Genomic DNA, 22,288 nt, shown 5'->3' on the forward strand with positions numbered 1-22,288 from the left:
CGGCGCGCGAGTTGCTCGCGCTAGTTGGACGAATGCGCCTTGGGCTTCCGATTATTCCACGGCCGCGCCTGCTCGAGCTGCGACGCAACGCGAATCAGGGTTGCCTCGTCGGCGAAGCGGCCGGCCAGCTGCACGCCCACCGGCACTCCACCTTCGCTCCAATGCATCGGCAGCGACACCGCAGGCTGGCCGGTCGAGTTGAAGAGCGGCGTGAACGGACAATAGCTGAAGACCTGGCGCGTCCAGCCGAAGGCGTCGAGGCCTTTTTTGTTCTGGTTAATTTCGCCGAGCGGCGCGGGAATCCGCGCCAGCGTCGGTGTTAACAGCAAGTCATATTTCTGGAAGAAGCGGCCGGTCATGCGCGAGAGCGTGTTGTTGTAGTCCATCGAGACGATCAGCTCGACGGCGCTGCGGCGCTTGCCGTCCTCGTAGCAGGCCCACGTCACCGCTTCGACGTTGTCGGGCGACGGCTTGCGGTTCATTGCATGGGCGACGCCGTCCATCGACGCCGCGTTGAAGGTGGTCCAGATCACGTGAATTTTTTCGAGGAACTCGTCCCAATCGTACTTGGGCCCGTCCTCCTCGACGATATGGCCGAGGCTCTGCAGCGTCTTCGCGGTCTCCTGCACGGCTTTGGCGCACTCGGGATCGACTTTCTCGCCCGACGCCGGCGACGCCGTGAACGCGATACGCAGCTTGCCGGGCGACGCGCCTACTTCTTCCTGATACGAGCGCGCGGGTGGAATCAGATGACCCGACGCGCCGACATCGGGACCCGCGACGCAATCGAGAATCGCAGCCGCATCGCGAACGGTGCGCGTAACGGCGAGCTCGCACGCAAGTCCGCACAGAGGGTCGGCATAGTCAGGACCGGTGGGGACGCGATCGCGCGTCGGCTTCAGACCGACGAGGCCGTTGCACGAGGCGGGAATGCGAATCGAGCCGCCGCCGTCGTTGGCATGCGCGAGCGGAACGATTCCCGCCGCCACGGAAGCTGCGGAGCCGCCGCTCGAGCCGCCGGCGCTGCGGCCGAGATCCCACGGATTGTGAACGGGACCGAAGAGCGTGGTCTCGGTCGTCGGGTTGTAGCCGAATTCCGGCGTCTGCGTGGTGCCGACGAGCACGAGACCGGCGCGGCGAAAGCGCGCCATCAGCTCCGAATCCTCCTGCGGCGTGTAGCCCTGCGAGAGCTTCGAGCCCATGTCGCAGCGCACGCCCTTGGCGTGAAGGATGATCTCCTTGATGAGAAAGGGAACACCGGTGAAGGGTCCCTGCGGTATATCGGCTGCGATCGTCGCGGCGCTTTGCTCGCGCAGAATCTGCAGCACCGAGTTGGTTTGAGGATTGACCTTTTCGATCGCGGCGAAGGCGGCGTCGGCCAGCTCGCGCGGCGAAACTTCCTTCTGCCGCACGAGATGCGCCAGCCCGAGGCCGTCGTAGGAGGTGTAATCTTTGAGAGAAATCATTGGCGAAACCTCACATCGAGCAAATTTCCCCCAATCACGCCGCGTACCATACTTCGCGATCCTCCGCCAAGCGCGGTTAAAAAGGAGAGGCCGGTTCCATCTGACGGGAACCGGCCCTCTCTACTGACGTTGCGTCGGTAGTTGCGATTATCCAGGCATCGAGCTGAGGCCTTCTACCTGCGCGACTCGCTCGGGTTGGCGCCCTGCCGCTAAAGGGACCGAGCCGGGCTTGCGCTCGAACGGATCCTTGAGGCCGAGCTCTTTGCCGATTTCGCGCACGGCAGGAATCACGTGCTTGCCGAGCATCTCGAGGCACTTCACGCGATCCTTGTAGCCGACCGGGCCGTCGAGCCAGAACGAGAAGATGCCCGGGCGCAGGACTTCGAGGACCTTGCGCAGCCGCGGGATGACGTAGTCTGGAGTGCCCGCGATCATCTGCAGGTCCTTCTTGCTGTCTTCGTAGCGCGCATAGACGCCGCGGCGGATTTCTTCGAGCTCAGCGTCGGTCTCGTTGCCGCCGCCCTCGTGGATCGGCTTGCCGGGCAGGTTCGCCGCCGCGGGCAGCCGCGCCATCCGGCGCGTCGCTTCTTTCGAGTTGTATCCCGGGGGGAACATCCATTCGGGCCGCGCGAAATGCGCGAACGCGCCGCCATAGAGGAAGCGCTTGCCGAGCTCTTCGGCGCGCGCCTGGTTATCGCTAACGAAGACCGGCTGCAGATAGCCGAAGTTCTCGGGTCCGGCCTGATAGCCCTCGCGCGCCGCGGTGTCGGTGTAGAGATTCCACAACTCGACGGTCGGCTCGAGGCGCGTCGCGAGCGCGACGTAGGGAAAGCGCTTCTTTGCGCACCAGATGACGGTGTCGGGGCTGACGAGGCCAGGAATCCAGATGGGAGGATGCGGTTTCTGCATCGGCACCACCCACGGATTCACGAAGCGGAAATGGAAATGCTTGCCCTCGTAGCGGAACGGGCCGGGCGTCGTCCAGGCCTTGAGGATGAAATCGACGCCTTCCTCGAAGTATTCGCGGTTGTACGCGGGATTCGCATTGTTGGCGAGCTGCTCGCTGCCCGCTCCGCGGACCCATCCCGGAACCAGGCGGCCGCCCGAGATCAGATCGATCATCGCGAGCTCTTCGGCAAGCCGCAGCGCGTTCGCGACCGTCGGTACGGGATTTCCGAGCAGCACGATCTTCGCGCGCTTGGTTGCCTTGGCGAGCACCGCCGCTTCGACATCCATGACGGAGCCGAGACAGAAGGGCGTGCCGTGATGCTCGTTCAGCATCAGGCCATCGAAGCCCAACTCCTCGGAGTAGATTTTTTCGTCAAGGTACTGATTCAGCAGCATCGAGCCCTGCACGGGGTCGAAGTTCTGATTAGGCAATCCGAAGAAACTGCGGTTGCGGAGGATCTGATCTTCGAGCGTCTTGCTCTTTCCGGGCTCCTCTTCGGGGTCGTAGTGATACTGCCGTTCTGTAAACCACATTATGTGCATAGCCGGCGCCTCCGCTTGTTATGCGAGGAAGTTCTGCACTTCCTTGATGAACTGTTCCGATTTTTCTACTTCGGGCCGATGGCCGCATCCCTCGAACGCGACGAGCCGCGAGCCCTTGATCGACTTATTGTAAACGCCGGCCGCCGAGGCAGGCACGGTGCGATCGTCCTTGCCCCATACGATCAGCGTCGGCGCTTTGACCGTGCCGTCGAGCAGATGCGGCAGGCTCGGATTGTACATGTAGGGCTGCCACGCGAGGCGCGCCGACTCCGCGCGCGCGTCTTCGAAGGCCTCGTATTGCTCCGGCGACAGCCCGCCGTCGTAGAGCGCGGCGAACTCTGCGGTCTTGGAAGCATCACGCACCGACTCGCGCAGGTAGATGATCGCGGGCACGGTGAACATGTCCATGATGTCGCCGTCGGGCGGACGTATTCCGGCCGGCGCGACTAGTACCATCTTCGAGAAGATTGCCGGGTCATTGGCGGCCATCTCGGCCGCGATCCATCCGCCGAAGGAGAATCCGATCACATCGATCGGCGCGAGATTCTGCTCGCGCACGAAACGCGCGATAAACGAGGCGAGATCGCGCACGTTCATGATCCAGTCGGCGCGCGGCGATTTTCCGAATCCGGGATATAGGGGGGTGATCAGCGTATGCCTGGCGGCCAGCGCCTCATTCCAGTTCATCCAGCCCGGATAGCCGAGCTCTTCATGCAGGACCAGCAGCGGCTTGCCCGAGCCGCCCTTGATGACGGTTAGTTCATCCGCGCCTACGCTGTGTGGTTCTTCGTGGACCGAATCTTTCGCAGCCATCGCAACCTCGCGCACTCAACTTCGCGAACATGCCGATAGAACACTTCGATGGCCGTATAATCGATCCATCGAGGCTAACCTGCAAGCACGCGAGGCGGCGCGAGGGTGCGCGATGATTTGAATTAGCTGCGAAAGATGTAACAGGCGGACGGGAATTCCGTCCGCCTGATGCCGGAGAGGTTAGTATGTCGTAGTAGTTGAACGCTGAACCGTGCCGCTCGGCGACTGGGTGGTGGTGGTCGAAGAGGAGGTGGTGGTGGATGGCGCCGTCTCGACGACTGGCGGCGTGGCCGTCGTGCTGGATTCTTCCTTCTTATAAGTGAAGCATCCCGAACTGCCGATCACCGACGCGATAACAAAAGACGTGATAAGAATGCTGGCGTTTTTCATGATGGCGCTTTTCCTTGTTTCGAGTTTTGAAGGTCAGTACGTCGTGGTGGTCGAACGTTCGACCGTGCCGCTCGGCGTCTGCGTCGTGGTGGTCGTCGAAGAGCTGGTGGTGGACGGCGTCGTCTCTACGACCGTGGGAGGTGTGGTCTCTACGACGGTAGGCGGCGTGGTCTCAACGACCGGCGGTGTCGCAGTGGTGCTGGAATCTTCCCGCTTGTATTCGAAGCAGCCCGACGTGCCGATGACCGACGCGATAACGAAAGACGTGATCAGAATGCTGGTTTTGTTCATGATGACGCGTTTTCCTCGCTTCGAGTTTCGCCCGTGAGCGGGCGCTCTGTGCGGTAAATCGCACGTATCGTGCCGATGCGGTCGGCGTGCATTTTGGTCACGACATGTAGGGATTTCCGTGAGTGGGTATGGAATCGCGCAATTCTTACCGGAAGCAGGGTCGGCGCGGCCCTTGCTTTCTGCGCCAATTAATCTAGCTTTTCACGGATCGCATCATTGGAGTTCGGAGATGCCTATCGAAGGAGTAACGACGCCAGTCCGTGAGAACCATCGCTTTGACGAGAAGCGCCTCGAGCGTTACCTCGCGGAGCAAATGCCTCCGCTGCAAGGTCCACTGGTTATCTCGCAGTTTATAAGCGGGCAGTCGAATCCCACGTTCCTGCTCGAGGCTGGTGACGCGCGCCTCGTGATGCGCAAGAAGCCGAGTGGCACGCTGATGCAATCGGCGCATCAGGTCGAGCGCGAGTATCGAATCATCCGCGCGCTCGCTCCGACTGATGTGCCTGTCCCGCGTGCCCATCTGCTTTGCGAAGACACCGGAGTGATCGGCACGCCGTTCTTCATCATGGAATATGTCCCGGGCCGGATCATGACCGACCCGCTGCTGCCAGGGCTTACGCGCGACGAGCGCGCCGCGGTCTTCGATTCGATGAACGATACGATGGCGCGGCTGCACAAGGTCGATTATCTCGCGGTCGGGCTCGAAGGCTTCGGCCGCCCGGAGGGATATATCGCGCGGCAAGTTGCGCGCTGGACCAGGCAATACCGCGCCGCCGAGATGGATCCGATTCCCGAGATGGATCGGCTCATCGAATGGATGGAGCAGCACATCCCGAAGGAAGACGAGACCAGCATTGCGCATGGCGATTTCCGCCTCGGCAACCTGATCCTGCATCCGACCGAGCCGCGGGTCATCGCCGTGCTTGACTGGGAGTTATCGACGATCGGCCATCCGCTCGCGGACCTCGCCTGGAACTGCCTCGGCTACCATTACCCGCCCGGCATGGACGACGGCGCGGGTTACGCCGACAAGGATCTCAAAGCGCTCGGTATTCCGGCCGAAGAGGATTACCTGGCCGCGTATTGCCGGCGCACCGGGCGCGCCAACGTCAAGGACTTTCAGTTCTTCATCGCGTTCGCGTTCTTTCGCTCAGCGTCGATCGCGCAGGGCATCGCGTGGCGCGCCAAGCAGGGCAACGCGAGCGGCCCCGATGCTGAGGAACGGGGCCGCCGCGCCGCGATCAGTGCGCAAATCGGATGGTCGATCGCGCAGCAACTCTGATTACTTCTTCGCGCCGGGCAGGTAATCGTCGAGCGGCACGCCGCAACTGTTGAGCGCCCACGAGACGAGATTGTACTGACCGATAGTGAACACGACGTCCATCATCTGTTGAGTGTTGTAGCGCTCGCTCAGCGTCTTCCAGGTCTCATCGGAAACGACCGAATTCTCGAACAGATCGTCGGCCGCCTGCAGCAGCGCCGTGTCGTGCTTGTTCCATCCAGCCTTGGGCCCTTTGCCGATGCGCTCGATCTCTTCGTCGGTAATCCCGCCCTGCTTGGCGATGCGCACGTGCTGTTCCCATTCGTAGGCCGCCTGGTTGAGCCATCCGATACGCAGGATGATCATCTCGCGGTCGCGCACGTTGAGCGTCTGGTTGTCCGACAGGATGTAGGTCGCGAAGCGCGACCATGCGCGGGCGAGTTTCGGATGATTCATCAGCACGCGAAAGATATTGATGACCTTGCCGTTAACCTGGGTCCGCTCGGCCATCTCGCGATCTTCGGTGCTGAGCTTGGCGAGGTCGACGAATTGTACGCGCTGCGTTCTGGAAATCATTTTGATGCCTCCGAGCCGGTTGGGAGATTTGCGACTACATCTACTTCAGCGCGTGAATTTTCTCCACGATCGCGGATTGACGCGTGCGTGGCCTGCGCCTAAGTACCATCCATGAGTTCACCATCGACGATGGCATCGGCGGGCGCTTTTTCCCAGGCGCAAAGCGCGGGCGATCTCGTGATCACGAGCCCGGCGATCGGAATCGCGGCGCGAATCCTCTTCTCGCTCATCTTCGTGTTATCAGGCATCACCCATTTCACGACCATGAGTGACTACGTGAACCTGATGGATCCGGCGATTCCGTTCCGCGCCTTCTGGGTGATGATCTCGGGCGTCGTCGAGCTGGTCGGTGCTTTGATGATCCTTTTCAATTACAAGCCGCGCCTTGGCGCGTGGCTGATAGTGCTCTTCCTGGTGCCCGTGACGTTCGTCGTGCACGGGCTGAATATCCTCACGCTCAAGGACCCGCTGATGCGTACGATCAACGTCTCGATGCTGCTGAAGGGGTTCGCGATGATCGGCGGCGCGCTTTTCATCACGCAGTCCGGCGTTAAAGCCTCGCGCGATTAAGGTGATGCGACGCTTCCTGAAGATTGCCGCAATCGCGATCGGCAGTGCAATCGTAGTCGTCGCGATCGCGCTTGCGTTTCTGCTGCAGGGGCCGCCGATACCGGATCACTCGGATTATCAAATCGATCTCGCGACGCTGCGAAAGCTCGCCGACCAGGATTCCGGCGCCAAGCCCGTGAAAGTCAATGCCGCCGTGATCGCGCAGGGAAATCCACCCGCGGCGATGTTCCTCGGCGGTATCCGCTTCGACCGGTATCACATGGTATTTCCCTCGTACCAGGTGCTTTATCCGGACGGCACGATGGTGATCGTCGACGCGCCGCCGGGACGCGATTTCTTCGAAAAGTCATTTCCCGGGCGGTTCGACGAGGAGCAGTACAAGGCCGATCAGGATGCGCTCATGCATGCGCGGGCGATCGTGATCACCCATGAGCACGCCGATCATATGAAGGGCATCGCGGAATCACCGGCTCTGCCCGCCTTCGCCGACCATCTGATGCTATCGCGCGAGCAGCGCGATGATGACAAGTGGATGAAGGCGAGTAATTTTCCCGAGGACGTCCGCAGCAAGCTGCATCCGATCGATTACGATCACTACTATGCGCTCGCGCCGGGCGTGGTTCTGATCAAGGCCCCGGGGCATACTCCAGGTAGTCAGATTGTTTACGTCCGCCTCGCCGACAACTCCGAGTATCTACTGATTGGCGACGTCGCGTGGTCCATGGAACAGGTCAGCACACCCAGGTGCCGGCCGCGCCTCGCGGAGCTGGGCATGGGCGAAAACGCTCAGCAGGTGACCTCGGAGTTGCGCACGCTGCACGACCTCGCCGCGGCAAATCCTGACCTGCACATCGTCGTGTCGCACGACGCGAAGCGACTGGCTGACTACGAAAGCAAAGGCCAAATCGGAAGCACCTTCGGCTCGGCGCATTGACCTAACCCTTGGGCGGATAACCGGTCGCCAACAATTCCTTCAGCCGTTTGTCGTAGCCATAGATGTCGTCGAAGAATTTCACTTCGCCATCGGGCTCGACCACGGCGGTGCTGTAGAGAATGAGCACCGGAATCGGCTTGGTCAGATTGACGCGCACAGTCTCATCGCCGGCGAGCGTCTCTTTGATGCGATTCGGGTCCCATCCCGGCTGATCGCGCAGCACCCAGTCGGCCAGCGCCTCGGGATTCTCGACCCGGATACATCCGTGGCTGAAATCGCGCCGGGCGTGCGAGAACAAACTTTGGGCCGGAGTCCCGTGCAGGTAGACGTCGTAGTCGTTGGGAAAAATGAACTTTATCGGTCCGAGCGCATTCTTGTCGCCGGGCTTCTGGCGCACGCGATAGCGGCCCGAGCGCAGTCCCTGCAACACATCGTCGCTGATCGAGTCGTCGGTCACGACATTGTCGCTATCGTCTACCACTTCGAAATCGTTGTCGGCAACGTAGTCGCGATTGCGTGAGATCTTGCCGACGATCTCGCCGTGCAGAATCGAAGGCGGTACATCCCAGTAGGGATGGAAAATCACCCACTTCATATAGTCAGCAAACACCGGCGTCTGTTTGCCGTAGGCTTTGCCGACGATGACGCGCATCTTCAGAAACGGCGCTGGCTGTTTGCGCATCGTGCGCAGCATGAACTCCGGAATATTGATGAGAATCGGAGGATCAGGAAAGCTCGTCGGAATCCAGCGATAGCGCTCAAGGGTGAGTTGCAACTGCTCAACGCGATAACTCAGCGGACGGTTAAGCTCGGTGACGGTTCCCTTGCCGAGGATGCCGTCGGGCTCCAGCCCCAGGCGATCCTGGAAGTGCTTCACCCCGTCAACGATCGGACCTTTGTATTGCGTCTGGGTCGCCGGGATATCGGTGTCAGCGGGCAGATCACCTAACTGCTTGAGGCGCGCCGCGAGATCGGCGATCGCCGGATACTGATTCCCCGGATGTATCGACTTGTCGGGGACAGCAAGCGGCTTGGTGTCGCCCGCCGCGGCCATCTTGAGATAAGTCGCGAGCGCGCCCTCGGCGCGCTTGTAGCCAGCGTACGGCGGTTCAACGCTCTGGATTGCGGCGTCCATATTTGCCGAAGGCAGAATCAGGGTCCGGATCGCGGCGGGGAGATCGAAATGGGCGGCGTTGGAATCGAGGCCGATCTTGAGAATGCGCGGATCGACACGGCCGTCGTGGAGATCGGAAACGAGGCGCATCGCGCTCACGGTCATCGCCAGGTCGAAATCATCTAGCTCGTCGGGCGAAGGCGGCGGCGACGACGACTGAACCTTGGCCATGCGCGCGTCCCATCGCGCCGCATCGTAGTCCTCGGGATTGAGACCTTCATCCGATGCGTTCTTGAACTCGGCGATCATTGCCGCCGCCTGCGGAATCGGCTTGCCGCTCACGGTCCATGCGGGTTGGTAATTGCCGGCATCGTAGAAGGAGAGCACTTGCGGCTTGATGTTGCTGAAATCGGGCCAGCGCAGATCGCTGAGCGTGCCGGCATTGGCCATCGCGCGAAGTTGGATCTGCTGCGGCGTCATCGGCGGCGCGGGTGAAGAAGCGGCTGAAGGCGACGCGGCACTCGCGTTGCGGAGCTGACAAATTGCCACGCTCAGGGTCACAACAAATGCACAAGCCGAAAATCTGGCAAATCGTCTCATCGGATGACTCCCCACGAATCCACAATCGGCGGCGACAATCGAAAGCGCACGCGCGTCTCCTCGGTGGCGCAGGCTAGCTTGAACAAAGGCAAACTCGACGATCGGAGCTGAATCCTGAAACTTGAAAGTGGGACGCTAAATCTGCTCGCCCTGCTTGAAAACCTTCCAGGCGCATTCGTAGCAGAAGGGCAGTACCTCGAGATCATCGGCCTCGTTGCGTAAGACCAGCAGCACCCCGCCCATCCGCTCGGTGTCCTGCATAGCGCATCGACCACATCGTTGGCCGGCGAGCCAGCGCCTGACGACCCGGGCCTCGCTCGGTCGCGCGTTCCCGCGGCTGTTTGTAGATGCTCTGCCCATCTTTAGTACGCCAGAATGCTGATCGGCGGCAGAAAAGCGTCTCACTAAGAAAGCTGAAAGGCAAACCGTAATAGGCGAGTTACGATTTGTCAGGGTAATGCCGGCGATCGGATAATTTTGACCCTTTAAGAACAGGTAGAGCAGGGTATTATGACATTCATTCGCCCAATTGCCGTTTTAAGCCAACAACTACGGGCTTTAACGGCAGTTCAGTTTCATTTCGCAATCGCGCATGCTATTCCATGTTTCCCTATTGCTACTTTCGACGCCTTGTGGTTTTCTCTACTAAACGTAGAGCGTTCTAGGCCGTATCTATGGCAACAATCAGTCGCCGCAAGGGAAGTGCGCCCCAAGACAAGCAACCGGTGGTTATCGATCGCGACACCGAAATCATCACGATGGCCGAGCTGGCTGCCTATCTGAATTGCCACGAGGCCACCATCCGCCGACTGCTGCAGAAGGGCGAGATTCCCGGTTTCAAGCTGGGTAGCGATTGGCGTTTCAACTTGCGCTCGATCGAGGAATGGCGCAAGAAACGCATGACGAATAAGGCAGCCAAACCCTGACTGCGTAAGGTCCTCGCGCGACCGTTATCTTTCGGTAAGCGCGCGCTAGCTTACAGTTTGGTAGAATTGCCTTCACAATGTCGTTTCTGCTAGGGTCGGCGCATTGAGTTTGGCTCGTGCCCGCCCTGAAGGAGGATCGGACCCATGGATTTGACCAATCAGGTCCTTACCGTCCGGCAGCTAGCAGATTACCTGCATTGCCACACATCTACGATCTATCGCCTGCTGCGCGAGAATGGCCTACCCGGTTTCAAGCTCGGCAAGTCGTATCGCTTCGTGCTGTCCGATATCGAAACCTGGGTGCACGATCTCGAGCGGTCGCCGGCGGCGCGCCCGGCAGATATCCCTGCGCCCCGCACCCGGGCCCGCACCGCAGTTCGCGCCGCGAAGTAGGATTCTGCTCCTGACTTCGGATTTCTCCGGATCGGCAGGCGCGAAGCGATGCGCCTGCCATCCCAATGCCCGAGGGCCGCAACTCGTCTAGTCGGATCGAGCCGCTGTCCAGTTTGGCCCGGGCATCGGAGGCCGTCTCTTTGCGGACCGCGCTGGACATGAACATCCTCGGATCGAGGAGCGCGAGAAAAAACCTTGGCACTATCCTCTGGTGCGCCTAGGCTGTCCGGCGCGCGACCCGGCGCCCAAGGAGCGATGTCCAATGCCTGGCGAGTTTCCGTACACGAAGATTCTCTGCCCAATCGACTTTGATCATGACTCGACCGCCGTCCTCAAAACGATCGAAAGCCTCGCCCGCTTGGGCGATTGCACGATCGTCCTTCTGAATGTCGCTCCCATCGTTGTCCATGGCGGAGGTTTCGCCGACGTCAACAAGGCACAGGTCGATTTCGCGAACTCACGCCTCGAAGAAATCGCGCGCAAGCATCTGGCGGGCTTGCGCTTCGAAACCATGGCGCCGGCGGGCGATCCTGCAAATGAGATCCTGAAAGCCGCGACCGAGGCCAGGATCGATCTGATCGTGATGGCCAAACATGGGCACAAGGGTCTCGCACATCTGATCATCGGCAGCGTGGCCGAGAAGGTTATTCGCCAGGCGCCGTGCCCGGTCCTCGCCGTTCCTGCCGGCAAATTCGATCCAAAGAAGACGGTCGACGTCTGGATGACACGTCATCCTGTCACGGCCGCCGCGGATGAGACGCTCGAGTCGATCCAGACCAAGATGGAGCACGGCGGTTTTCGCTCCATTCCGATTGTCACCGACGGCAAACCGATCGGCATCATCACCGATCGCGACCTTCGTCTGTTCGCCGGCAAGCACAAGGACGTGCTCGCGCGCGATGCCATGAGTGAGGCGCTCGTGACGGTAACTCCCGCAACATCGCTCAAAGAAGCCGCGCGCATTCTCAAAGAGCACAAGATCGATTGCCTGCCGGTGGTCACCGATGATGGCGGGCTCGCAGGTATCATCACGACTACTGACGTTATGAGCGCGGTCGAATCGTGACCATCGTTGGTCAAGCGCTGACGCGAGACCGCTCCTGCCGCATGTAACGGAATCAAACAGCGCGTCTCAAATCTGACGCATACAGTGACAGGCGCGCGCCGCAAATAGGCGCGCGCCTCGTTCGTCCCAAATCATCGCTAACCGTCTTTCTTTCGCTGACCGCGCGGAGCTCCCGAGCAACCGCCGCCCGCGCACGGTGGCATTCTCATTGCTCCCTCCTCTTTCGCGGGGCTCGGCCTGAACAGCGACGCGCTTGCGAAGCGATGATCGCGTCAGTCGCGATTCCTCAAAGACCAAACAGCGAGGGGACTATGGACGAGGTCGTTAGCGAGTTTTTGATCGAGAGCCACGAGAATCTAAACCAGCTCGACCACGACCTGGTCGAATTGGAAAAAGATCCGCGTTCAACAGACCTGCTGGCTTCGGTCTTTCGGACTTTTCATACCATGAAGGGCGTCTCCGGGTTTCTTAATTTCGCCCGTCTGGAGCGCCTTGCGCACGCCGCCGAGGACATGCTCAGCAAGCTGCGCGACGGAGCGCTCACGCTCAACGAACAAATCACTTCCGCGTTGCTGGCGAGCGTCGATGCTGTCAGGCAGATGCTCGCCGCGGTCGAGCAGTCGGGCACCGACGGCGATGGGGACTATTCCGCTCTTATTGAACGACTTCACAAGCTAACTAGCGGTGAGCAGGTCGCGGCGCCGGAGAACCCGGCATCCGCGGATGTTCAAAACGCCGCAACGCCGCCTGCTCCGCTTGTCGAGGCAGCGGCGCCCGCTCCGAAGGATCCGGTCGCCAGGCCGCGACGCAAGAAGAAGGAAGCCGCGCCCGTAGTTGCAGCCGAGCCCGAGCCGCCGGTCGTCGAGGCCGCGCCACTTGCCGCTCCGGTGAGCGTACCGGAGGAAAAGCCCGAGGAAGTAAAGCCTGCGCCCGCGCAGGTTGAACCCGCGCTGACGAAGTCCGCGCCACTGGACCCGGAGCCCCCGGCTCCGGCGCATATTCCCGTCGAGGTGGCTGCTCCGAAGCCCGCGCCGGCCAGGCCAGCCGCGGTAGTTCCACAGCCTGGAGCGCATCCAGGAGCCCCCCGCGAAGAACATCACGAGAGCAACAATGCGAACGCTGCTGCGGCGACCACCGCGGCCTCCGCGGCGCATGCCGCCGACAGCGTAATCCGCGTCAACGTCAACCTGCTCGACAAGTTGATGAACCTGGTTGGCGAGCTGGTGCTCGTGCGCAACCAGATTCTCCAGTTCTCGACCGGGCAGCAGGAGTCGGCGTTCCTTGGCACTTCGCAGCGCCTCAATCTGATCACGACCGAGTTGCAGGAAGGGATCATGAAGACCCGTATGCAGCCGATCGGAAATATCTGGAGCAAGTTCCCGCGCATCGTTCGCGACCTCGCGCTCGCTTGCAACAAGCAGGTGCGCATCGAGATGGAAGGCGAGGAAACCGAGCTCGACAAAACCTTGATCGAGGCAATTCGCGATCCGCTGACGCATATCGTGCGCAACGCGATCGACCACGGCGTGGAATCGTCCGCCGATCGGGCCGCCATGGGCAAGCCTGCCGAGGGCCGCCTGTTCCTGCGCGCGCTGCACCAGAGCGGCCAGGTGATCATCGAAGTCGGCGACGACGGCGCCGGAATTGATTTCGAGCGCGTCCGCAACAAGGCGCTGGAGCGCGGCCTCATCTCCGCCGACCAAGCCTCGCGCATGACTGAGAGTGAATCGCTCAAGCTGATTTTCCTGCCGGGGTTTTCAACCGCCGACAAGGTTACCAATATCTCGGGGCGCGGCGTCGGCATGGACGTCGTGCGCACCAATATCGAGAAGATCGGCGGCACCGTCGATATCCATAGCCGCCACGGCGAAGGCACCACGCTGCGTATCAAGATTCCTCTGACGCTCGCGATCATCCCGGCGCTGATAGTCACTTGTGCCGAGGATCGCTACGCCATTCCGCAGATCAGCCTTATCGAGCTCGTACGGCTCGACAGCGGCGACAAGGACCGCCGGATCGAAACAGTGCACGGCGCGTCGGTGTATCGCCTGCGCGGCAACCTGCTGCCTCTGGTTTACCTGCGCGAGGTTCTCAAACTGCCCCTGTGCGAGCAGGCTAACGAATCCGACGCGTCGCATATCGTCGTGCTGCAGATCGCCGATCAGCTCTTCGGCCTCGTAGTCGATGAGGTCAACGACACCGAAGAAATCGTCGTCAAGCCGTTGGGCAAGCATCTCAAGGGCATGTCGGCTTTCGCCGGCGCGACGATCATGGGCGACGGCCGCGTCGCGCTGATTCTCGACGTGCTCGGCATCGCGCAGCTCGCAACGGTCGCGGTCGAATCGCGCGAAAGCTCGCGCAGCGACGAGCAGCGCGCTGTCGCTCGCGCCAACGACAAGCGCCAGGCGCTGCTGCTATGCCGCGCCGGCTCGGCGGAGCGTATCGCGGTGCCACTCGCGCTGGTGTCGCGTCTAGAGGAATTCGATCGCAAGGAAATCGAGCACGCCGCGGGATGCAACGTTGTGCGTTATCGCGAACGAATCCTCCCGCTCGTCGAGCTCAGCTCGCTCATCGACGCGGGTCCTTCGCGATGCGATGAAAGCCGCGAGCAGGTCCAGGTCGTCGTCTTCGACGACGGTCTGCATCGGGTCGGCGTGGTCGTCGATCAGATCGTCGACATCGTTGAGGAGGAAGCGATTGCGACTCAGCTCAGCGGCCGTCCGGGTCTGCTCGGCTCGGCCCTGGTAGCGCAGAAAACCACCGACTTCCTCGACCTGCGGGCGGTGTTCGAAGCGGCGCGCGGCTCCTGGTACGAGGCCGAATCGGCCGCCGAACTGACGCACGGCTCCATCCTGCTGGTCGATCAATCGGCCTTCTCGCGAGTTCTCGTCCGCAGCTATCTCGAGATGGCCGGACACCAGGTTTTTGAGGCGAGCGGGGCTGCAGAAGCGATCGAAAAGCTCGACCACAATCAGATCGACGTGGCGATAGTATCGGCCAATCTGCCCGGCAACGGCCCCGTGTTCGCGCAAATCCGCAAGCGCACCAGCGAAACTCATATCCCCATACTTGGTCTTGCCGATGAACGCGGCGAGAAATCGGCTGAAGCGGCGCAGAAGTACGACGCCTATCACGCCAAGGCCGATCGCCAGGCAATCATCGACGCGGTGGCTGAACTGATCGCTCGGCGAACTCAAGCTCCCGCAAATTCCGAACAGGCCGAAGTACAGGCCTGAGGCCAATACGATGCAAGCGCAAAACAATCAGACAAACGGCGAACCGCAGGCCGGCACCACCGGCGGCCAGTTCACGACCTTCTACGTCAACGGCATGTTGTTCGGTGTCGAAGTAGTAAAGGTCCAGGAAGTATTCCGCGCGCAGGCGACCACCCGCGTTCCGCTCGCGCCCGCAGTAGTAAGCGGACTTATCAACCTGCGCGGACAAATCGTAACCGCGATCGATATGCGGCGCAGGTTAAACCTGCCGCCGCGCGGCTCCGATCAGAAGCCGATGAACATAGTAGTGCGTACGGCGGAGGAACCGGTCAGCCTCTGGGTCGACGAAATCGGCGATGTAGTGGAAGTCGACGCGGCCAGCTTCGAGCGCCGTCCGCAGAACGTCGATCCCCAGGTCTGCGACCTGATTCGCGGAGTCTACAAGCTCAAGGACAAGCTATTGCTGATACTGGATACCGCAAGCATTGCTCAGTCGGATGTTCGTGAACACGTCAACTGACTCTTTCCAGGATATCGAAGAGTTTCATCAAAGGGGAGTACCATGGTTCGTTTCAAAGACCTTAGTATAGTAACGAAATTACGCCTGCTGATCGGCATTTTCGTTTGCGGAATGCTGTTCCTCGGTATCGTTTCTTACTCGGCGGTAGAGAACGTCAGGATTGGCGGCGCGCTTGCCGATCGCATCGAGCTGACCGCCAACCTTTTAAATGACATCGAAGCTCCCGCCGCCTCGCTAGAACCTTCGATGTTTCTCGTCTACCGGATGCTTCTGAGCCATAGCCAAGGCGATATCCAAGACTACATGACGCGATTTACGGCCGCACAAAAGACGTTCGAGGAACGAAAACAATACTGGATGGCCAATCTGCCCGAAGGCTCCACCAAGGATCTTCTCCGAAAGAATTTCGCTGGCGCCGATCAGTTCTTTTCGGTGGTCAATAACGAGATATTTCCGCTGGTCAAGGCTGGGAAAATGGATGAGGCTAATGAGATTCGCCACAACAAGGCGTTGCCGATCTTCACCGCTTTCGACGAAGCACTGGCCGAAGTGGCGCATCACGCGGACCAGGACACCGTGAAAGTGAAGTCTCAGGCGCAAGCCACGATTAGGTCACGGGTCACATGGATGATCGTGGTCCTCCTCGTTTGTCTCGGACTTGCGAGCACGATCGGAATCCTCATCTCACATGTCATTGCCAGCAGTGTACATGAAAAAGTTTGTTTCCTTGAAAGAATTGCCGCCGGCGATCTGAGTCAGCATGTCGAAGTCGACTCCAAGGATGAACTTGGCCAACTGGGCGCCGTTCTCAATGAAATGACTGAAAATCTGGCCGCAATGGTTCGCGAAATAAGAGGCAACTCACAGACTCTCAGCTCCGCTTCCGAAGAATTGACGAGTACCAGCCAGCAGTTGGGCGCAACCTCGCAGGAAACCTCGACTCAAGCGAATGCAGTTTCGGCCGCAGCCGAGCAGGTCAGTCAGAACGTCGCAACCGTATCGACGGCGACCGAGGAAATGACTGCTTCGATCAAAGAAATCGCCAAGAATGCAACCGACGCCGCCGCCGTCGCTGGTAATGCCGCGAGGCTTGCAGCGACTACTAACTCGACGATGACGAAACTAAGTGAGTCAAGCGCGCAGATCGGCAACGTCATCAAGGTAATCACCTCGATCGCAGAGCAGACTAACTTGCTCGCACTCAACGCTACAATCGAAGCCGCACGTGCCGGCGAGGCCGGCAAAGGTTTCGCCGTCGTCGCCAATGAAGTCAAAGAGTTGGCGAAGGAAACCGCGAAAGCCACCGAGGATATCGGCCAGCGCGTCGAAGCGATCCAGGTCGATGCCAAAGGTGCCGTGTCCGCAATCGACGAGATCACCTCGGTAATCGGCAAGATCAACGATATTCAGAACACTATAGCCAGTTCAGTCGAGGAGCAGACCGCCGCAACCAACGAGATCGCCCGCAATATTGCCGAGACCGCCAAAGGCTCGACTGAGATTGCGAGTAACATCACAGGCGTCGCGCAGGCCGCTCTCGAGACTCAACAGAGCGCCACCGGCGCCCAGCAGGCGGCGTCAGATCTTTCTCAGCTTGCGCATCGCCTCCAGGATGTTGTCGAGCGATTCAAGCTAACCGATGGCAATGGCGTCGCCCATACGTCTCGGGCGCGCGCGAACGGACACGCGGTGCCCGCATAAAGTCGTCGACAACCGCATCCTGGAGATTGGTTATGCTAAATCCGCGACTATACTTTCAGTTCGATCATCCCGGCGTCCTCTGCCCATCGCCAACTGATTCTATGGTGGGTCCAGTTGCAGCTGAACCAATCTGGGAAGGAACCGCAACAGATCGGTGTCACGGGCGCGGTCATTATCTATCTCGACAAACTCGATTCTCGTTTCGGAAAGACGATCCTTCAATGAAATACAGACGCTCTCCCCAACCGGCGCTAAGGTCCGGACCTTGCGTAGCTATATCGAAGCAGTGCGTGCCCTCACGAGGTAAAATTCTGTGCGTGCTTTAATCGTAGATGACTCGAAGACAATGCGCGCGATTATCGCCCGCACGATCAAAGAGCTGGGCTTCGAGATTCTTGAAGCGGCCAACGGCAAGGAAGCGCTCGATACTCTGAAAGAGTATGGCGCGATCGAACTGAGCCTGGTCGATTGGCATATGCCGATCATGACCGGCATCGAATTCGTGCGCGAAGTCCGCTCCGATCCCGAGTACGACTCCATGAAACTCATGATGGTGACGACGGCCGCCGATTCGGAGCATGTGTCCGAAGCGCTTTGCGCGGGGGTCGATGAATACTTGATGAAGCCATTCAACAAGGATCTCATCCTCTCGAAGCTTCAGATGATGGGCGTGGTGCAGTGTTGAACTCGCCCGCCAAAATTCGCGTCCTGGTGGTAGACGATTCAGTTGTCGTACGCCGGATGCTGACTTCGATGCTGTCGACCGATCCGGCGATCGAGGTAATCGGTGCAGCGCCGAACGGCAAAATCGCCCTCGCGCGTATTCCGCAGTACAATCCCGACTGCGTAATCCTCGATGTCGAGATGCCGGAGCTCGATGGTCTGCAGACCCTCGCCGAGCTGCGCAAGAGCTGGCGTACCCTGCCGGTTATAATGTTCAGCACGGTGACCGAACGTGGCGCCGCGCAGACTCTCGACGCATTGACACTCGGCGCCAGTGACTATGTCACCAAGCCGAGCACCAATGGCGGAGCGGCAGGCCAGATCTCGAAAGTTATCGACGATCTGATCAACAAGATCAAAGTACATTGCGGGCGGCCGCGCGAGACGCATGCGCCGGCGCGGACCGTTGTGGGCGCTCCCAGCATTCACACGGTACCGCTGCCAAAAGTCGCGACACCAGAGTCCAATGTCGAACCCACTCAGGCAGCGGATGTTGTGGCTATTGGCATCTCAACCGGCGGACCGAATGCGCTCGCGGTGCTGATGCCTAGTTTTCCGGCCAATCTTTCCGTGCCGGTACTCATCGTCCAGCACATGCCGCGGTTATTCACCAAGCTGCTGGCAGAGCGTCTGTCGGAAAAAGCTTCTGTTCCTATAACCGAGGCGAAGCCGGGGGAATATCTCGAACCCGGCCACGCCTATATCGCGCCCGGCGACTATCACATGACAATCAAACGCGCGGGTACGCGAGTAGTAATTGAGACCAACCAGGATCCGCACGAAAACTCCTGCCGCCCTTCGGCTGACGTGATGTTTCGTTCGGTCGCACGCGTTTATGGATCGTCCGCGCTCGGAGTTGTGATGACGGGCATGGGACAGGACGGCTTGCGCGGTTGCGAAGCGATTCGCGGCGCGGGCGGGCGGGTGCTGGTCCAGGATGAAGCGAGTTCGGTGGTATGGGGGATGCCCGGGTTCGTGGCGCGCTCAGGATTGGCGCATGCGCAGATAGCGCTGGGCGAGTTGGGCTCGGCGATCACGCTGCGCGTGCGCAAGGGAACCGCGGTCGGATCGAATCGTATCGCGAAGAGTGCGGGAGTAGCGTTGTGACTATCAGTCGTCAGGAATTTGAGTACGTGCGCGACCTGGTGCGGGCCAATGCCGGGATCGTTCTCGAGACCGGCAAGGAATACCTGGTCGAAGCGCGCCTGCGCCCGCTGGCCGAGCGCGATCATGCGATGTCGGTGGCGCTCTTTATTCAACGCCTCAAAAGCGGCGCCTCCAGCGTGGTTCATCGTCACGTGATTGAAGCGATGACCACCAATGAAACCTCGTTTTTCCGCGACATGTCGCCCTTCGAAACGTTGCGCAAGCAGATCCTTCCCGATCTCGTCGAAAAGCGCCGCAACGAGCGCGCGCTCAATATTTGGAGCGCTGCTTGTTCGACGGGGCAGGAACCTTACACCGTCGCAATTACTATCAATGAGTATTTCCCGACCGTTATGCAGTGGAAACTGCGGATCCTGGCGAGCGACCTCTCCACCGATGTTCTCGACCGGGCGCGCGGCGCCAGTTACTCACAACTCGAAGTAAACCGCGGCATGCCGGCCAGCCTGATGGTGAAATACTTCATGCGCAATCGGTTGTGCTGGGACTTGCGGCCGGAAATTCGCAAGATGGTCGAGTTCTTTGAAATCAACCTGACGCGGGCGTTCCCGGCGCTGCCTGACATGGACATTATCATGCTGCGCAACGTCATGATCTATTTCGACCTCGATACCAAGCGGCGGATCATCGATTCTATCGCGCGCCGGCTCAAACCGGACGGATATCTGTTGCTGGGAAATTCCGAAACCACATTCGGCGTTCATGACGCGTTCGAAAGATTCGCACAAGATCGGAGCGGATGGCACCGCTTGCGCAAGTAAGGAAGGACAATAACCCATGAGAAGCGATCGACTCGAAGTCGAAGAGATTCACGAAGCCACCGCACGGCTGTGGGAAGCGATGTTCGAGGCCAGCCTCGAATATCTCGAAGAGGAGTGCGAGTGCACTGACAGCCGGTTCCTGACTGGCAGTATCCAGATAAACGGCGCGTGGGACGGCGCGATCGTGTTGCGAGCTTCGTTTAACTTTGCCCGCTCCATAGCGCAGTTGATGCTCGGTCTCGATGACGCGGGCGACGAAGAGATCTGCGATGCGATGGGCGAACTGACTAATCTCACCTCGGGCGCGATCCAGACCCTTCTGCCCGAGCCGTCCGAGCTCACACCCCCGTCGGTAATCGAGGGATGTGACTACAAACTGGTCTTTCCCGGACTCGAATTGATTAATTCGATTCATTGCCGATTTCGCGAAGAGCCATTGTCGATACTGATTTTCGAAGCGCGCAGCGGCGATGCCAAGATTCAACATGAAGTTGTGGTCGATGGCGTAGCGCCGCGTTAAAGATCACTCGAGAGCATTGAAGGAGAACCGTTCGTGAAGCCTTTGAATGTACTAGTAGTGGACGACTCGCGATCGAGCCGTCTGATGATCAAGAACTCGTTGAAGGACATGGAAGTGGTCTTTGGCAAGGTCGACGAAGCCGACAACGGTGAAAACGCGGTCGCCAAGTTCAAACAGGCCAAGTATGACCTGGTGTTGATGGACATCCACATGCCCAAGATGGACGGCTACCAGGCGACGCAGGCGATTCGGCTCTGGGAGAGCAAGATGGGTCATGCCCGCACGCCGATTATAGCCCTCACCGCGATGGATGCTTCGCAGGCGGCCGTGAAAACCAAGGAGGCGGGGTTTTCCGCGTGCTGCAGCAAGCCGGTCAAGCGCGCGACTCTCGAACAAGCGATCAAGAAGGCATCGTCGTGCGGTCCGATGGACGGGGACGGGTTTGAGGTTATCAAGGAATCCGGCGGGTTGATGGGCCGTCTTTTTGGCAAAGGCGACGCGGGTATGGAGCAGGATAGCCTGAAGGATCTTCGCTCGACGTTCCTCGTCGAGAAGCAGCGCGAGGCCAAAGACGCGATGGCGGCGCTGGACAACGGCGATATGCAGGTTGTGAACTTAATTGCATATCGCCTCAAGGGCGAGGGCGCGAACTACGGTTTCAGCAAGGTCAGCGACTATGGCGCGGAGCTGGCTAATGCAGCGGAGAGTCTCGACATCAAGACCGCCCGCAAAGTAACGCAGAAACTTCAGGAATATCTGACAGCGCAACAGTAGCTATTTATTTCGGAGATTCAAAGTCAAAAGCGGCCGCTCGAACAATCGGGCGGCCGCTTTCTTTTTGAAGCTTAATAACTTGTGTGCTCCACCTTGCGTTCAACGCCCGGCGCCAGATGAACATAGTTGCCGGGGTTGGCCTCGAACTCGTCCTTGAAGTTTGGATGACTATCGACGAACTGTGCAAACTCAGGATGCCCCGACATGAACTGCTGATTGTCCATCAAGCGTGGCTGCCGCGCGAGCCGCGATACCACGTCTGCGTGTGAAGCGGCGAAATCGTCGAAGGCTTTGAGTTGAGGAATGTTGAGGTCCGCCTTGCCTGCGCTCTCGAAGACAATTTCAGTATTACCGTTCTGGACCACCGAGGTCCCCTGGGCGAATGCGGCGCCCGTCATGGCTAGCATCGCCGTACCGACCAACAACCCCGAGATGTATTTCATAAGCATTCTCCTGTTGCCGGCATGCGGATTTCGAATGCCGGAAAAAGAACGGCGGGGCCGCAACCTGAGAGGGGGTTAAACGCAACGCCTGCTGCGTCAGGAGGACAGTAACAAGCTGCGACCCAACCGAAGACCTTCGTTTGCGACACACGCGGTGTCGACACTGCCTATAGGCAAGCCGCGTGCCTAATCGAATCGGCGGCGTGCCGGTTATTTACTTGGATAATCTTTATTAAAGCGTGGACGCTCTTAATCGACTGGGCTGGCCGCCGCACGGAAGTCTGTAAAAACTACCTTCGTTAGACTATACGATCAGGCTGATAGCGTCGCCGACCAGACGAAATGGAAAGAGAATTATAGTGCCGACAGCGTGCAGTGTTGAACCTACGACGCTATCGGGCTCGTCGTTATTGGTGGTTGTCGTGGTAGCCGTCGTGGCGGGCGGCGGTGCGCTTGAATCCGAATAGTTTGGCGAAGTAGCTACAGTTCGTTGGGTCGTTGTCTCCTCATGGCTTGAACAAGAACTCAAGACGGTAGCGAACAGAAGGCATAGAACTGTAACTAAAATTCGAAAGC

At 59.6% G+C, this 22,288-nt stretch carries 22 protein-coding genes; 15 read left to right on the forward strand and 7 right to left on the reverse strand.

Annotated features, from left to right (window positions below; genetic code table 11):
• Positions 1-20: 20 nt before the first annotated feature.
• From VMA09_08360 to VMA09_08370, 3 genes are all read right to left on the reverse strand, one after another.
• On the reverse strand, positions 21-1,466 hold the full coding sequence (locus tag VMA09_08360) for an amidase (GenBank protein ID HUA33605.1): 1,446 nt from the start codon (positions 1,464-1,466) through the stop codon (positions 21-23).
• Positions 1,467-1,613: 147 nt separating this feature from the next.
• Positions 1,614-2,957, reverse strand: a complete 1,344-nt coding sequence (locus VMA09_08365; protein HUA33606.1) for an LLM class flavin-dependent oxidoreductase — start codon at positions 2,955-2,957, stop codon at positions 1,614-1,616.
• Between the two features lie 18 nt (positions 2,958-2,975).
• Positions 2,976-3,770, reverse strand: coding sequence for an alpha/beta hydrolase (locus tag VMA09_08370; protein HUA33607.1), 795 nt, complete (start codon positions 3,768-3,770; stop codon positions 2,976-2,978).
• Positions 3,771-4,089: 319 nt separating this feature from the next.
• On the opposite strand from VMA09_08370, the gene VMA09_08375 reads away from it, so the two are divergent.
• Positions 4,090-4,488 carry a hypothetical protein gene (locus tag VMA09_08375; protein HUA33608.1) on the forward strand — a complete coding sequence of 133 codons (399 nt, stop codon included), beginning with the start codon at positions 4,090-4,092 and terminating at the stop codon, positions 4,486-4,488.
• Positions 4,489-4,680: 192 nt separating this feature from the next.
• The gene (locus VMA09_08380) at positions 4,681-5,733 is read left to right on the forward strand and encodes a phosphotransferase family protein (protein HUA33609.1); all 1,053 of its coding nucleotides are present in this window, start codon (positions 4,681-4,683) and stop codon (positions 5,731-5,733) included.
• On the opposite strand, the gene VMA09_08385 is transcribed toward VMA09_08380, so the two are convergent.
• Entirely contained in the window at positions 5,734-6,288 is a 555-nt protein-coding gene (locus VMA09_08385) for a carboxymuconolactone decarboxylase family protein (GenBank protein HUA33610.1), read from the reverse strand. It lies immediately after the preceding gene.
• A 129-nt stretch (positions 6,289-6,417) separates the two neighbouring features.
• Here VMA09_08385 and VMA09_08390 point away from each other — a divergent pair, with 129 nt between their 5' ends.
• Both VMA09_08390 and VMA09_08395 read left to right on the forward strand, forming a co-directional pair.
• Entirely contained in the window at positions 6,418-6,858 is a 441-nt protein-coding gene (locus tag VMA09_08390; protein HUA33611.1) for a DoxX family membrane protein, read from the forward strand.
• Positions 6,859-6,862: 4 nt separating this feature from the next.
• Positions 6,863-7,792 (forward strand): MBL fold metallo-hydrolase, encoded by a 930-nt coding sequence (locus tag VMA09_08395; GenBank protein HUA33612.1) that lies wholly within the window; start codon positions 6,863-6,865, stop codon positions 7,790-7,792.
• A 1-nt stretch (position 7,793) separates the two neighbouring features.
• On the opposite strand, the gene VMA09_08400 is transcribed toward VMA09_08395, so the two are convergent.
• The gene (locus VMA09_08400) at positions 7,794-9,386 is read right to left on the reverse strand and encodes a L,D-transpeptidase family protein (protein HUA33613.1); all 1,593 of its coding nucleotides are present in this window, start codon (positions 9,384-9,386) and stop codon (positions 7,794-7,796) included.
• Positions 9,387-9,641: 255 nt separating this feature from the next.
• Positions 9,642-9,767 carry a hypothetical protein gene (locus tag VMA09_08405; GenBank protein HUA33614.1) on the reverse strand — a complete coding sequence of 42 codons (126 nt, stop codon included), beginning with the start codon at positions 9,765-9,767 and terminating at the stop codon, positions 9,642-9,644.
• A gap of 413 nt (positions 9,768-10,180) precedes the next feature.
• Between VMA09_08405 and VMA09_08410 the strand changes: the two genes are divergently transcribed.
• The 11 genes from VMA09_08410 (at position 10,181) to VMA09_08460 (ending at position 21,269) form a co-directional block, all read left to right on the forward strand.
• On the forward strand, positions 10,181-10,432 hold the full coding sequence (locus VMA09_08410; protein HUA33615.1) for a helix-turn-helix domain-containing protein: 252 nt from the start codon (positions 10,181-10,183) through the stop codon (positions 10,430-10,432).
• Between the two features lie 144 nt (positions 10,433-10,576).
• A complete protein-coding gene (locus tag VMA09_08415) occupies positions 10,577-10,825 on the forward strand; it encodes a helix-turn-helix domain-containing protein (protein HUA33616.1) in 249 nt (82 codons plus the stop codon).
• A 262-nt stretch (positions 10,826-11,087) separates the two neighbouring features.
• A complete protein-coding gene (locus VMA09_08420; protein ID HUA33617.1) occupies positions 11,088-11,891 on the forward strand; it encodes a CBS domain-containing protein in 804 nt (267 codons plus the stop codon).
• A gap of 311 nt (positions 11,892-12,202) precedes the next feature.
• Entirely contained in the window at positions 12,203-15,127 is a 2,925-nt protein-coding gene (locus tag VMA09_08425; GenBank protein HUA33618.1) for a hybrid sensor histidine kinase/response regulator, read from the forward strand.
• A 10-nt stretch (positions 15,128-15,137) separates the two neighbouring features.
• Positions 15,138-15,626 (forward strand): chemotaxis protein CheW, encoded by a 489-nt coding sequence (locus VMA09_08430; protein HUA33619.1) that lies wholly within the window; start codon positions 15,138-15,140, stop codon positions 15,624-15,626.
• Positions 15,627-15,668: 42 nt separating this feature from the next.
• On the forward strand, positions 15,669-17,327 hold the full coding sequence (locus VMA09_08435; GenBank protein HUA33620.1) for a methyl-accepting chemotaxis protein: 1,659 nt from the start codon (positions 15,669-15,671) through the stop codon (positions 17,325-17,327).
• Positions 17,328-17,640: 313 nt separating this feature from the next.
• The gene (locus VMA09_08440; GenBank protein HUA33621.1) at positions 17,641-18,012 is read left to right on the forward strand and encodes a response regulator; all 372 of its coding nucleotides are present in this window, start codon (positions 17,641-17,643) and stop codon (positions 18,010-18,012) included.
• Positions 18,009-19,157 (forward strand): chemotaxis-specific protein-glutamate methyltransferase CheB, encoded by a 1,149-nt coding sequence (cheB, locus tag VMA09_08445; protein HUA33622.1) that lies wholly within the window; start codon positions 18,009-18,011, stop codon positions 19,155-19,157. The genes VMA09_08440 and cheB overlap by 4 nt, the downstream gene beginning before the upstream one ends.
• Positions 19,154-19,975: a protein-glutamate O-methyltransferase CheR gene (locus tag VMA09_08450; protein ID HUA33623.1), complete on the forward strand. Its 822-nt coding sequence runs from the start codon at positions 19,154-19,156 to the stop codon at positions 19,973-19,975. Before cheB ends, VMA09_08450 begins: the two co-directional genes overlap by 4 nt.
• Before the next feature lie 16 nt (positions 19,976-19,991).
• On the forward strand, positions 19,992-20,495 hold the full coding sequence (locus VMA09_08455; protein HUA33624.1) for a chemotaxis protein CheX: 504 nt from the start codon (positions 19,992-19,994) through the stop codon (positions 20,493-20,495).
• A 57-nt stretch (positions 20,496-20,552) separates the two neighbouring features.
• Positions 20,553-21,269 carry a response regulator gene (locus VMA09_08460; protein HUA33625.1) on the forward strand — a complete coding sequence of 239 codons (717 nt, stop codon included), beginning with the start codon at positions 20,553-20,555 and terminating at the stop codon, positions 21,267-21,269.
• Between the two features lie 71 nt (positions 21,270-21,340).
• On the opposite strand, the gene VMA09_08465 is transcribed toward VMA09_08460, so the two are convergent.
• On the reverse strand, positions 21,341-21,712 hold the full coding sequence (locus VMA09_08465; protein HUA33626.1) for a hypothetical protein: 372 nt from the start codon (positions 21,710-21,712) through the stop codon (positions 21,341-21,343).
• Between the last annotated feature and the right edge of the window lie 576 nt (positions 21,713-22,288).

Source organism: Candidatus Binataceae bacterium (assembly GCA_035508495.1).
Classification (GTDB): Bacteria; Desulfobacterota; Binatia; order Binatales; family Binataceae; genus JASHPB01.